Below are 13,207 nucleotides of genomic sequence, written 5' to 3'. Positions count from 1 at the left end.
GGTCATGGGATCTGCCCGACACGACGTCGTCTGCCTCACCGGTTCCCAGGTTGAGGCCCCTCCTCAGGTGCGATCGGCGGTGCTGAAGCGCCCGTCGTCCTGAGGAGGGACATGTGAAGTCTGCCGAGGAGATCATGAAAATCTTGGATGCCTACGACCTGACCGGGTCGTTGCGTGATGCCGGTGAGTTGGCCGGCTGCTCTCACCACACCGTCAAGCACTACGTCGAGCGGCGTGCTGCGGCTGGTGTGCTGGACCGGGCCGCGCCGCGGCCGCAGTTGATCGATGCCTACCTGGACAAGGTCGAGGAGTGGGTGGAACGCTCGAAGGGAAAGGTCCGTGCCGATGTCGCCCACGAGAAGCTGCTCGCGTTGGGCTACACGGGGTCGGAGCGCACCACGCGGCGGGGGTCGCGGCGGTGAAGAAGTCGTACCGGGCCGGCAACGTGCGCGTGCACCGGCCGTGGGTGACTGAGCCGGGCATGTGGTTGCAGTACGACTACGGCGACGGACCCAGGATCGACGGCATCAAGACGGTGCTGTTCGTGGCGTGGCTGGCGTGGTCGCGGTTCCGGGTGGTGATCGCGTTGCGGGACAAGACCATGCCCTCGGTGTTCGCCGCGTTGGACCAGACGTTCCGACGGTTGGGTGGGGTCCCCACGTATGTGTTGACCGACAACGAGAAGACCGTCACGACCGAGCACATCGCCGGGATCGCGGTCCGCAACGGCCAACTGGTGGGGTTCGCCGAGCACTATTCGGTGGTGGTGCACACCTGTGTCCCGGTGGACCCGGCGTCGAAGGGCGGCACTGAGGCATCGGTGAAGATCAGCAAGGCGGACCTGGTGCCCAAGGACACGAACCTGTTGGAGGAGTACGCCTCGTTCGCCGACCTCGAGCAGGCATGTGCTGCGTTCTGCGAGAAGGTCAACACCCGACCTCACCGGACCACGAAGCGGCCGCCAGTCGAGATGCTCGCCGAGGAGCGTCTGCGGCTTCACCCGGTTCCGGCGTTGCCGCACACGGTGGCGTTCGGCACCACCCGGGTGGTGCCGGCGAACACGCCGATGGTGATGTTCGAATCGGGCCAGTACTCGGTCCCACACCAGTTGCTCGGCGAAACGGTGTGGGTCCGTACTCAAGGTGTTGGTGAGGCCGAGCAGGTCGTCATCGTCCACGTCGGCGACGACGGGCCCGTTGAGATGGCTCGCCACGCTCGGGCCACACCGGGCAGCCCGAAGATCAACGACGACCACTTCCCACCCCAGCCACCGGGGGCGTTGGAGCGTCGGCCGCGGGCAAAAAGCGCGGCCGAGTCGGAGTTTCTTGATCTGGGCGAAGGCGCAGCGTTGTGGCTCGTCGAGGCGGCCGCGGCAGGGATCACGAAGATGCGGGTCAAGATGGCAGAAGCACTGGCGTTGGCGAAGCTGTTCGACCCCGTCGAGGTCGACTGGGCGCTGGGACATGCCGCTGTGCACAGTCGGTTCGCCGAAGCAGACCTGGCCTCGATCCTGGACCATCACGCCACCCGCCCAGCCGCCGGTGAGCACCGTGCCGGCGAGCAGTCCTCACTGACTCAAGGCACCGCAGCGTGGGCACGCCTGGGCCAGCCGGTGAACCCATCAGGCAACGACGAGGAGGCAGACGAATGAAGACCCCCACCGCACCACCACTGCCGGACGAGTTGGAGGACCTGTTACGGCGGTTGCGGCTGCCGCACATCCGTCGTCACGCACCCGAAGTGGTCGCGACCGCGAAGGCCCAACGCTGGGAACCCGCCGAGGTGTTGAAGGCCCTGTTCGCCGAGGAAGTCGCCGGCCGGGAACGCTCCGCACTCGCCACCCGCCGTGCGGCAGCCGGGTTCCCCACCGGGAAGACGTTCGACGCCTGGCAGCCCGAGGCGTCCTCGATCCCGGCACCGACCCAGCAAGCACTACGGACCCTTGAGTGGGTGCATCGCCGCGAGAACCTCGTGCTGTGTGGGCCATCAGGCACCGGAAAGACGTTCCTACTCGAAGCGCTCGGCCAACAGGCCGTCGAGGAAGGGCTGAAGGTCGCCTGGTTCACCCTGGAAGACCTCGGCGTCATGCTGCGTCGTCACCGCGCCGACGACACCGTGTCGAAGGCCATCGCCCGGATCCTGCGCGCCGACCTCGTGGTCGTTGACGACATCGGCCTCCTTCCGGTGGCCGCCGACGCGGCCGAAGGGCTGTACCGCCTCGTCGATGCCGCGTACGAGAAGCGGTCGATAGCGATCAGCTCGAACCTGCACCCCGCCGGATTCGATGAACTGATGCCCAAAACGCTGGCCACCGCCACCGTCGACCGGCTGCTGCACCACGCCCACGTCTGCCAAACCACCGGCGACTCCGTACGACTCACCCAAGCACTCGCCGGACAAGGGGTGAGCCCGTTGAGCTGAGTCCCCTGGTCGGTGGTGGCCACCCAGCCCCTATGGGCAGATCCCATGGCCACCACCGGGCAGATCTCGTGACCGTCACCGGGCAGGTTTCATGACCGCCCCTGGGCAATTCCTACTGGCCCTTGACAATCACTCACGGGCGTTCCTCACCTTCGTTGAGGTGCCCATCATGCCACATGCTTCAGTTCTGTGCCCGATTCAGTCATTGATCGGCGTGTTCGATCTTAAGATCCGTCAACTTAACGTGAACCGAAGCACAAGATCCGTCAGCACGGAAGGTTGATCGGCCCTGGCCGGCTTGGTTCATCACAACGATGGGGAAAGCCCAGTTGAAGGGTCTCGATTTCGGCGCGCTCAACACCGCCCCAACGTCGGACGAGAGATATTCGCCAGCGCACCGTCGCAAGGTCTGGTCAGCTTGAGCAGACCCGGACGAAGCGGCGGACATGCGCGCACTGCAGCGAGGCTACGGAGCCGCTTCCGGCTCGGCGCTGGAGTCCACTGTTGCGTCCGGGGTGCCGTCGTGGGCTTCATCGCTGTACCCAACCTCGTTGGCAATGAGACCGAACGGCGGCTTGTTCGGGTCACGGGTGTATCGAACCCGGATGTGGTCATCTGCGTTCGCTGGGGGCGTGTTATCGACGATGATGACCTGCGCACCACTCCCGGCGTTGTCGAGCCACTGCAGGACGTGATCGTAAATCCCCTCGACGAGGTGGATGTCGGCGAACTCGGTGTCGTCTGCCTGTCCGCCAAGGTTCTTCTGCGGCGTGTCGATCATCAGGACACCGGGGTGGGCTGCACCTGTTTCGTAGGCAACCTCGAAGATAGCAAGCGCCCAGGCGAGGGTAACGAGGACTTGTCCACCGCTGCTGGCCTCCTTGAAGTGCTGTCCACGCACGTAGGGCACCAGGTTGCTGTCGATGTAGGGCGGGAGCGTGCCGACCTCATTGACCTTCGGATATTGAATGGTTTCCAGGATGAATCGGTAACGGGCCGAGATGTCGGAGATGACGCGGTCACGATCGGGACGATGTTTTGCGTCGCGTTGCTGCTTACGCAGAGCTCCGAGGTGCTTGTCGGCACGCACATACGTCGTTTGGCGAGCTTCGAGTCCGGTATGGAGCTTGATGCCTTGAGACACTTGGGAGCGTTGGACCAAGGCCGCTTGACGCCGCCTGCCGAGTTCAGTGCGTTCGGCAATAAACGGGCTCAGTGCGTCTTTAGTAGCAGCGTCGAGTCTCGCGGCCGCATCAGCTTCCGCGGCCACATCAGCTTCCGCAATCTCACGCAACGCGGCGAGTTCGCCAGACAGGCGTCGCCAATACTCGTCGAGCTCCTTGTAGCGGCGCTTCGCGGCCCGGAGTTCCTTTGCCGCCGTCGCGACTGAGCCAACCTGTGCGGCTGCCGCGGTCGGGGTTCCCGAAGCAGTGTCGTCCCCTTTTGCTGTCGCGGGTCGAGTATCGGTGTGACAGAGACTGCACACACCGCCCGCGAGGTAAGGAGCCTCGGTCAGATTACTGAAGCATGCGGGGCACACGGTGACGGAGAGCTGATCGAACAGATTCTCAGCCTCGACCAACATCGTGAGTTTGCGTATGTCATCGGCGTACTGGGCACGTAGGGAACCGAAGCGGTCGAGCTGGCTGACGCGATCGCGGACCCGGGCAGTCGATCTGGTTGCGCGTGTGGCGAGCGTCGCGCGGAAGGCGCGCATCTCGCTGGCGAAATTCGATGCTGCGCGTTCGCGCGCTTCGAGCTCGTTGATTTGGTCCACAACCTGATCCAGCTCGAAGCCGAGTTCTCGGGCTTCGACGGCAAGCTGTTCGGCATTCTTCGGTTCCTGTTGTGAGACGAACTCGGTGAGGTGTTCGAGAGCACGCCGCTGAGCCTCAAGGTTCGCGGCGGCGTCCTTGACTCGTCGGGCTAGGTCCGCTCGCTCATTGTCATGAACCCCGAAGATGGCATCGACGACCTGGCGAATCTTAAGGTTCTTCATTACGTTGCCGGCGTGGAGAAGCTGCTGACTGCCGACGCGTTCGTTGAGGTACAGGCAGGTCCAGATCAGGTCGCGGAAGCTCAGCCGGTCCACCCCCGACTCGTCCTGTGTCGGTGCTTCCTTGAGGTCGACGTCCTGGAGGCCGACGGTTGAAAGCACGAACTGCGAGATCGACTCGGGGTCGCTGGTCGGTTCGACAATGAGCGAGGTCGCAGAGAGCGGATCGATGCTGTCGTAGCCACCGGGATAGACATGAACTCGGTTCGCCTCAAGTGCACGTTCTATTGTGAAGAGACCGTCGGGGGTGTGTACCTCGAGTACCGCCGAGCGGACCTGTCGAAGGACCTCACGGTGGCTTGGGAAGTCCTTGGCGCCCAAGACGTACTCGATAAATCGCAGGATGCTTGTCTTGCCAGTATTCGTGCGGCCTGCGATGACGCTAAGCGGCCAAACCTCTGCGGGCATCCGTCCTGTCTCAGCACCATCGCCTTCGGACTCGGCGTCACCAGCGACAGGTTCGGGGTACTCGGCAAAATCGACATTGAAGGGACCACCAGGGCCGAGGAGAAGCAGGCGGCGAATGCGGAGGCCACGGTCGATACCCGGAAGGGCGCTCACACTGCCCGTTGGACTGGCGCCAGTCGGTGTGTCGTCATGGTCTTGCGAAGAGGGGGTCGGTGTGACGTCACTGCTCATTGGGCTTCTCCGGGGTCGGGCTGCTCGGTCGAGCCATACAAGTCCAAGACGAGCGACGGCGTACTCAGCCACTCGCGTGCTTTGCGAGCGAGCGCAGGCGCGCTCAGCGATTTCAGGCGGGCATGAACGACAGTGACCGACTCGCGGTACTGGTCGACATACAGGGCGGTCAGACCCTCGACGAACTCGGCGCCGCGGTCAGTTTGTGCGTACCCGTCAGCCAGCCGTTCCCCGAGACCGTATGCGACCAGGAGTGCGCAGTCGTGCTGTAGCCGCTTTCGCCGATTCGCGAACCTGGACCCCGACGAAGCGTAAGTGAGTTGGCGCTCGTCGAACGCTGCCTGGTGGAGCCTCGCTCGATCGCGGGCGTCTTCCCGCTGAACTATTACGAACGGGTTGGCAGCGAAGAAGTCGTAGTACCCGAGCGTTTCGAGGTCGATAGTCCGTCCGTTGGCAGGAGCGACCTCACCAAGGAGGATGACGAGTTGGGTGAGCCGGAAAGTGGTGTGCTCTTCGGGGGCGCGGGACTGGGCTGCCGACCACCCGGCAGCGTAGTCGTTTCCCGCGGTCATACGAACTCTCCTTCTGCGTCATGACTAGTCGAGGAACCGTCAGCGGCGAGGCCCTCGTTCGAGGGATGTTCGTCTGTGCCGTCATAGATGTGTGCTTCAGGTTCGATCTCCGTCTGAGCAGGCATTTCGATTTCGCGTTCGCTAGCGTGCTCACGCGCGATGTCCCGCCAGTCGTGGACCCAGCCAGCGCGCGAGTCCTCTACAACCCGATGCATGAAGCCGCGCAGGTGGAGCGGGCGCACAGGGAGCTCGACTGGCGGCGACTGCTTATGCGTTGCGCCCATCACGTGAGCGAATAGGCGGCGGGCAGAAATCTCGTACTCTTCAACACTCGGAGACGTCGCTGGATCGGCGACCGAGTCTTCCCAGTGCCCGACCAGGGTCACGTCGATTTCTCGAACAGCCGCCAGTTCGGCGGGCACCTTCCGTGCTGCAACGTCGCGGACCAGCAGATCGGCATTGAAGTACGCGGCACGTTGGCCGTCTAGCTCGCTGATCCCTGCAGATCGCATCTGACGCACAAATAACGCCGATTCATAACCCGGGGGCTCCTCAAAGGAGACCGGAAGGGGCCGGGACGAAATAGTCGTGCCCGAGTGCTGAGCACCGTTCTCAGCGTAGAACGACGCCACAACCGGGGCGGCCTCAGGTGCCATTAGCCGCCGCCGAAGGACGGGGGCATCCCAAAGATCGATGTTCAGGTGGGGATGGAGCCTTTCCCACTCGCGCTTCTTCGTGTCCCACCACCTCCGTTCCGGGGCGCTGAGTTCACAGGCAACGCACAGCGTCCAGGACTCGACGTCGTAACCCTCGGCTTCGGCGTGCTTCATGGCTGAAGCGAACGATTCCCGGATCTGGGCCTTCTGTGACTTCCCGATCTCGGTGTAGAAGTACTTCGACTGCCAGATCGAGACCTTGTCTACGAGACTGCCGACAAAGACGTCGATACCCCAATCTCCCGGATCGGCGCGAACGTCCGTTGCGGTCGGATGAACCTGCCCGACTAGGGCCGAGAGCATCCGATGGAAGTCAGTGCGACCACCTTCGTCGCTCCCAGTTCGGATTACATGGATTCGAAAGTCGATCAGCGCAACCCTGTCAGACACGCCCACCACGAACCCGCTCAGGGCCAGCCGGGAAATCGGCGTGCCAGAACACGTCCTCGATAGCGGCACCGACGACGACGTCACTGTCGCTGGAGCTCAGCTTCACGGTACAAGTCCGTTCCCGGTTGAGTGTCAAGAACTGAAGCCTATCGGTCATGACTCTCCGGCGGAGCGGAACGCATCGACAGCCTTCCTAGAACAGATCGCCCGCGGTGTGCCTTAGCTTTGCGGCTCAATTCCGCTGACAGCGTCGGTGCCGCAGGGCACGATGGGCCCTATGCCGTTGACAGCCCTCCACCGGACTGCAGGGTTCCTTGACCTCACCAGTCAGATGCTTACTGGAGGCTCCAGTACAGAGGACGAACTCTCCTGGGCAGCCTTGCACAAGGTGCGTCCGCGAGCGCCCCTGACCTGTCGTGAGTGCGGGCACGGAGTCCACGCGAAAGTCTCACGAGGCGGCATGCGGTTCTTCGCGCACGATGCAGGCGCGCCTGCGTGTGGCTCGGCTGGCGAGAGCGTGGCCCACCGGCTGCTGAAGATGGAGCTGGCGTCCGCCATTCGCAGCGCCGGTTGGCACGCCGAACTGGAAATCCCAGGGCATGGATGGCGTGCCGATGTGTTGGCGACCTGTCCGACCAGTGGAATACGAATGGCGTGGGAGGCACAACTCGCCGCAGCCACCAGCGCCGACCTTGACGAACGAACAGCGGCAATGGCGCGTGATGGCGTCTCGGTGTGCTGGATAACCGACAAGGACAGGCCATTTCTCGGGCATGTTCCAAGCATCCGGATCCGTACCGACGACTCGGACAACTCAGGGCCGTCGTCAGGTCAACGGTCCGCGGAACCGACGGTGATCGACGGCATCGGCGCCTTCCAATCCGACTGGTGTGATCCGCGAAGCGCATGCACCATCTGCGCCCAGCACGGCCTCTACGGGCGTGATGAGGGACCCTGCAGCGGACATGGCTCATGGGGTCGCCCTACTGTGGTGCTGGCCCTCGCACAGTTCGTCCGCCACGTGCTGGCCGGCACTGTACGGCGACACGATGTCCGAACCCGCCCGCCCCAAGCATTGGGACGGCACGAGCCTGGGAACGTGCTGTGGACAACCCGGCCGCACTGGCACGCTGAACAGGAACAGCTCGACGCAACAGCGGTCGCCGCAGGCCGTGAAGAAGGGCGGAAAACCCAACGTGAAGCAGGGCGCGAAGAGGAGCAAGGGCATCTTGCCGCGATTGCTGCACTGGAAGCCCGCCAAGAGGCGTTGACCCCGCATGCTGTCGAGTTGATCAGTCATGAGGCGCGTGGGTACGTGGGCGTACGCGACCGTTCACCAGACTGGGCAATGGGTATCCCGCTTTTCGTCCACGACATGCCGCAAGGTGTCATCGCACCTGTCGCTAGCCGGATCAACGGATCAGTCCGAGCCCGGCTTGCCCCGCTGACGCTGTTCGCGGCTTCTAGCGCTGAACGTGACCGCCTTGCACGGGTCTGCCTGCCCGGACAGCGGATCGAGGTCTACGAGGTGCAGGTCGAGGTGCCCTCGATGCCGCAGGACACAGTGCGCCTCAGCCCAGCGCGAGCAGTCGACATCATGCTCGGACGGTAGACGATCTCGAGATAGAACTGGCTAGTGGCCGAGGACGTCAGTATCGGCATGTTGGCCGCAGGCCCAGGGATGCACTGCCCGGCGCCTTCTGATCAGTCTTGGCACAGTGATGGCGAACTCTGCCTGACCAGCACAACGAATCACGACGGCTCGCCACGTTCGTCCACGCCGAGGCCTTCAATGAAGCCAAGCTATCAGCGGTTCTCTCAGGTCCCGGATTTACGCCCGACGAGCCGCTGCGCCTGCACGTCATAGACGTAGTTCACGATCTCGCCAGAAACGATCAAGTCAACGGCCTGGTCAATTACGTTCCGTGGGACAACAAACCATTCGGAGGGGTCGTAGTCGCGACCCTTGCGATCGATCTGTGTGAGGTCGAGTCGGACTTCAGCAAAGACACGGTGTAGAAGGTTCTCAAACTTCACGACGTTGAGATTGAACGTCTGATAGTTCGCGACAACCTCGACCGGCGCCATTAGATACGTCGGTGACTTCTCTGCGTTCTGGATTCGCTTCTCGACCGGGCCACGGGAAAACCCAATTTTGTGGAGATCCTTCAGCTGCTCGATCTGGGGATCATCGCTGCGTGAACGAAGGACGTAGATGTACCCGCTAGCGATGTCGTTGCCGTCGAGAATCTCATCGTCAGGCAACCCGGTCTGGACGACGGCTTGACCGTCCTGCTCAAACAGCCGGATTGAGAGGGACTGGCGGTACATCGCTGACTCGGTGCCGTTCTCGAAGATCACCCGTAGTCGCTGCTTCTGCTCCGGCTTTCCTCCCACGACCATCTCGCGGTTCTCCCCAACCTCCGCGACAAAGAGCATCACCCCGTTGAGAACGAAGAACCGGCCCTCGGCAACAGTCTTGAGCCCCTTGAACGGCGCAAGCTGCACGCCACTCTGCGCCAACTCCGCGTGCTTAGCTCTGAACAGGTGCTCGAACTGGTCGAAGTCTTCGCACTTCTTGCGCTTCGCCACCGAGTCAATCTCGTTCGGTGTATTTCGCACAGGCAGGTCAGAGACATCCAGCAGCCCGGTCTCATCCGCCAACAGGTCCAGATCGTCTCCACCGAGCAGGTCGTCGAGCGACGCCGGCGCGTCTGGAGGTTCCAGCAAGCCGAACTCAGTGTCGAGAGGCTTCAGCGCGTTCAACTTCTCGTCGTTGCCGAGAATGCCGTCGAGCCGGGCGCCTAGCTTGCGCTCGGCAATCTCACGAGTCTGCGGGTCAGGGGTCCGGCCATGTGCACGGCGAAACTCGACGATCTCCAGGAACGCTCGCTCCAGCCTGTCGGAACTGGTGACCTTCCTGGTCTTCTCCGGCGCATCTAGGAGTCCGTCATCATCGGAATCGAAGATGGCGTCCAAGCCTGCAGGGAACGCGAAGTCGATTGGACCTACACCGCTTGCATCGGGGTTGCTCATGCTTCATCCGCCATCTCATTAGCACGCGCCTCGGCGGCGCGCTGTTGCTTCTGGCGCTGAAGCCACAGCAGGATCTCGGCGTACCGCTTCTCGGTCGGGTCCTCCGACCGCACATTAGGTCGACCGTTGAGCTTGGCCCACTGCTGGATCTTCGGCCACGCCGCGACAGCTTCGTCCTCGGTGATCTCGAGCCGGGTCGCGGTGATCGAGTCCTGAATGATCCGCAGCACGCTCGGCGTCACCGACTTCGACAGCACTTCAAACGCGCGCTGGAACGGGTTGACCGAGTCAATCAAGTTGATGTTGATGTCGTCGATGTTGACGAACTTCTCGGCCATCTTGATGAACCGTTTGTCGCCAACCTGACGAACCTCGCCATTCTTGATCACTGAGTCCACCACCACCTGCTGTCGCAGCTCCTCAATCTGCGATTCGTCCAGGTCGGGATACCGCTCTCGGATGATCTTCGGGATCAGCACCTTGTTCGTTGTCTCCGCATCTATCGAACCGGCAGCGGCCTTCGTGAAGGTGTCATCCTGGAGAATTGTCGCCTTCAGGTCGTTAAGGTCTGTCTCGACAATCTGCTTAACCCGCTCGGTCGAGGGCTCCTTGAATCCCTTGATCTTGATCACACCTGGAGCCTGCGTATCGTCGCCTGTGCGCTTGGTCTTGAAGGTGAAGTTCTGCGCGAGCACCTGTTCCATCAGCAGCGACGCGGTGATGGCCTTCAGCATGTTGTTCACCGAAACCTTCACCTCTCCCTGGGATGCGTCGGGCTCAGCAATCAAGTTCGTGAACTGAGCATGTTCCTTGCCCGGAGAGTCGCGGGTGACACGACCGATGATCTGAACTACTTCGGTCAGCGATGCCCGGTAGCCAACGGTGAGGGCATGCTCAGCGAACGGCCAGTCGAACCCTTCCTTCGCCATGCCCAGCGCAAGGATCACGTCTACTGCATCGCGGTCCTTGGAAGCGACCGTGGAGAGGTAGTGCAGGGTGTCGGCGCGCTTCTTCTGGTCCGTGTCGTCCACAAGATCAGCAACTCGCACCAGCTGCCCCGTGTCGGGGCGACGGATGGCGATGATCCCGGTATCAGGATCGACGTGGTCGACGACACCGATCGAGTCGATGATGAACCCGACCTCTTCAATCTTGTCCTTGGTGGACTCGCCTGAGTTCACATTCGGGATGTGCACGATCGTCTTTTTGTCGAGGTCGAACACTTCGCCAATCGCGTCCGTGTAGCGGCCCTGATAGAAGTGGTGGCCGATACCGAGCGAGTGCAGATACTCGTACCCGTTGAGCTGGTCGTAATAGTTGAACGTGACCGGAGTGAAACGTGCCTCCTCCTCGGCCGAGAGCACCGGCACCGAATCGCCACGGAAGTAAGAGCCGGTCATCGCGACGATGTGCACGTCGGAGCCATTCATCACCTCACGCAACAGCGCACCAAGCCGGTTGGCTTCAATATCGGCAGAGACATGGTGGAACTCGTCAATCGCAAGCACCGTGCCGTCGAACGCTTCGGGAGCAAGCTTTTCGAATGCGAACCGCAATGTTGCGTGCGTGCACACCAACGTCGTGGCAGAGGAGTCGTTCAGGAATTCGATGAACGCACCCACCTTCCCCTGCGAGGAGCCGGGGTCGCATAGATTGTGTCTGTCCTTGACTTCCCAGTCGGTGAAAAATCCAAACTTGGTGAGGTTCGTCGAGGAGAACGATGCTCCGATTGAGCGTTCCGGGACGGCGACGATCACCTTCTTGCGACCTTGGTTGTAGAGCTTGTCTAGAGCGACGAACATGAGCGCCCGCGATTTGCCTGAGGCGGGTGGGGCCTTCACGAGGAGGTGCTGTGAGTCGCGCTTGGCGAAGACGCGCTGCTGCATCTCGCGCATACCCATCGAATCGGTGTTAACCGAAGCCTTCGTGCGAGCGTAGGTCACATCAACGATGTTGACCGGCTTCTTGATCGCATTCATTTTTTCGTGCTCCTGCTCTTCTTCGCCGGAGCCTTCGCGGCTTCCTCAGCGGTCATGCGTTCGTACATTGCGAACAGGTCAGAGAGCCGCTGCTCATCGGTCTCATATCCTCGCCTCGAATAGATCGAATCGACAAGCTCGTCGACCATGGCGTGCGCGGCACGAAGATCGGCTGGCATGAGGTCGGGATCGTATAACTCAGCGAGCGTTTTCTCGCAGTGGTACTCACGCACATCGAGTACCCTCAGCGCCGCGACCACCAGCTGCTCCTTCACCGCCTCAGTAAGTGGCGGGACAGGGAAGTTGTTGTAGATAATCGTCCCCGAGTAACGGTAGTCAGTCTTCATCTTCCCGCCCACAGCTTTCATCCAGACCATGTGACTTCTAGACGTGATGACAGAGAAAACCCATGGTTCAACCCCATAAGCAGCGTTCGCGGAGTTGGAAATCACGGTTTCGGGACCGAGATAGCCGATCGGGATATATTCGCGACGTTCCGAGGAAGTCGCGGGGACAATGAGGGATTCTGCTTCCTCGTGGGCCCAGAAGTAGAAGCGATTCGGAGTCGAAGCCATCGCTTGCGTCGACTTCTCGGTGCTATTCTCTCGGTGTGCGCGGACGCCTTCGAGACGTCGCTCAATTACAGCAACTTTCGTTGCTTCGGCGAGGCCCTCATCGGGGATCACAAGACACCAGCGCGTCTTGCCCTTGATGAACTCATCTGAACCACTCAAACCGCGAACGTATGACTTAAGTTGTGGTGCTTCCGCCATCAGATCATCCTTCTCGGCGTCGCTCAGGATCAAATTGCCACCATCGTTGGGCATCGAGCCAAATCCCAGCTTAGGTAGGGCCGACAACGGGCTACTGCGTCGCCCGATCCAGATGTCTGGGCCATCGGCCAGGTACGGGTTGATGCGCTTTGCATCGAGTCGGATGTCGTCGCTGAAGATATGCTTCGGGTCTGCCGATGCATTCCGTAGGCCCAGAACCACACAGGTAACACCGGCCGCGTTCTTGGCATGGTTCGACCATTTGAAGGATGTGTAGGCATAGCCGATCTCTAGTTCTTCGCCGAGAACCTGCGGCCAGAGGATCCCGACCTGCTCGCCTTGAGTGATCGAGTTCGTAGTTACAAACGCCAGTTTCGCAGCAGTGCCTCGTATGTAATCAGCACCCTTGATCAGCCATGCAGATACATAATCGAGGCTCTTATACTTCGGGGTGACAGTGGCAAGGTCACGCTTCTGCTCGGCGGATTGGTTGCGACTCCCTAGCCCCGGTCTTTCATGGCGCCGGCGGCCACGGCATCGCTGCGTGAGGTGAGTCGGTGATGGTCCGCAGGTACGACGACGGTCCGGCTGGCGCGGCCGGTCTGCGGTTCTCCGGGTGGTGATG

Annotated in this window: 8 protein-coding genes and 1 pseudogene; 3 read left to right on the top strand and 6 right to left on the bottom strand. The window is 61.7% G+C overall.

All coding sequences use genetic code 11. The features are described from left to right. The first annotated feature begins 113 nt into the window (after positions 1-113). Both istA and istB read left to right on the top strand, forming a co-directional pair. Positions 114-1,651 (top strand): annotated as a pseudogene (gene istA, locus L1066_RS13435) (IS21 family transposase). Beyond that, positions 1,648-2,421 (top strand): IS21-like element helper ATPase IstB, encoded by a 774-nt coding sequence (gene istB / locus L1066_RS13430; RefSeq protein WP_235736812.1) that lies wholly within the window; start codon positions 1,648-1,650, stop codon positions 2,419-2,421. The pseudogene istA and the gene istB overlap by 4 nt, the downstream one beginning before the upstream one ends. 466 nt (positions 2,422-2,887) lie before the next feature. Here the strand turns inward: istB and L1066_RS13425 are convergent, their stop codons facing one another. The 3 genes from L1066_RS13425 to L1066_RS13415 all read right to left on the bottom strand — a co-directional run bounded on the left by L1066_RS13425 (position 2,888) and on the right by L1066_RS13415 (position 6,707). Continuing rightward, on the bottom strand, positions 2,888-5,038 hold the full coding sequence (locus tag L1066_RS13425; RefSeq protein WP_235736811.1) for a GumC domain-containing protein: 2,151 nt from the start codon (positions 5,036-5,038) through the stop codon (positions 2,888-2,890). 74 nt (positions 5,039-5,112) lie between these two features. Beyond that, complete coding sequence (locus L1066_RS13420) at positions 5,113-5,688, bottom strand: hypothetical protein (RefSeq protein WP_235736810.1); 576 nt, start codon at positions 5,686-5,688, stop codon at positions 5,113-5,115. Beyond that, positions 5,685-6,707, bottom strand: a complete 1,023-nt coding sequence (locus L1066_RS13415) for a hypothetical protein (RefSeq protein WP_235736809.1) — start codon at positions 6,705-6,707, stop codon at positions 5,685-5,687. The genes L1066_RS13420 and L1066_RS13415 overlap by 4 nt, the downstream gene beginning before the upstream one ends. Positions 6,708-7,254: 547 nt before the next feature. On the opposite strand from L1066_RS13415, the gene L1066_RS13410 reads away from it, so the two are divergent. Next, a complete protein-coding gene (locus L1066_RS13410) occupies positions 7,255-8,406 on the top strand; it encodes a competence protein CoiA family protein (protein ID WP_235736808.1) in 1,152 nt (383 codons plus the stop codon). A 206-nt stretch (positions 8,407-8,612) separates the two neighbouring features. Here L1066_RS13410 and L1066_RS13405 read toward each other — a convergent pair whose 3' ends face one another. Genes L1066_RS13405 through L1066_RS13395 form a run of 3 tightly spaced genes read right to left on the bottom strand, consistent with a single transcriptional unit; the run spans position 8,613 to position 13,206 of the window. Further along, entirely contained in the window at positions 8,613-9,830 is a 1,218-nt protein-coding gene (locus L1066_RS13405) for a GIY-YIG nuclease family protein (RefSeq protein ID WP_235736807.1), read from the bottom strand. After that, positions 9,827-11,809 (bottom strand): DEAD/DEAH box helicase, encoded by a 1,983-nt coding sequence (locus L1066_RS13400; protein WP_235736806.1) that lies wholly within the window; start codon positions 11,807-11,809, stop codon positions 9,827-9,829. The genes L1066_RS13405 and L1066_RS13400 overlap by 4 nt, the downstream gene beginning before the upstream one ends. Next, positions 11,806-13,206: a type IIL restriction-modification enzyme MmeI gene (locus tag L1066_RS13395; RefSeq protein WP_312007787.1), complete on the bottom strand. Its 1,401-nt coding sequence runs from the start codon at positions 13,204-13,206 to the stop codon at positions 11,806-11,808. The genes L1066_RS13400 and L1066_RS13395 overlap by 4 nt, the downstream gene beginning before the upstream one ends. Position 13,207 lies beyond the last annotated feature (1 nt).

This window comes from Nocardioides alcanivorans, assembly GCF_021555175.1.
In the GTDB taxonomy this organism is placed as follows: domain Bacteria; phylum Actinomycetota; class Actinomycetes; order Propionibacteriales; family Nocardioidaceae; genus Nocardioides; species Nocardioides alcanivorans.
The sequence above is the reverse complement of the archived record's forward strand: the minus strand, read 5'-3'. Positions and strand labels throughout refer to the sequence as shown.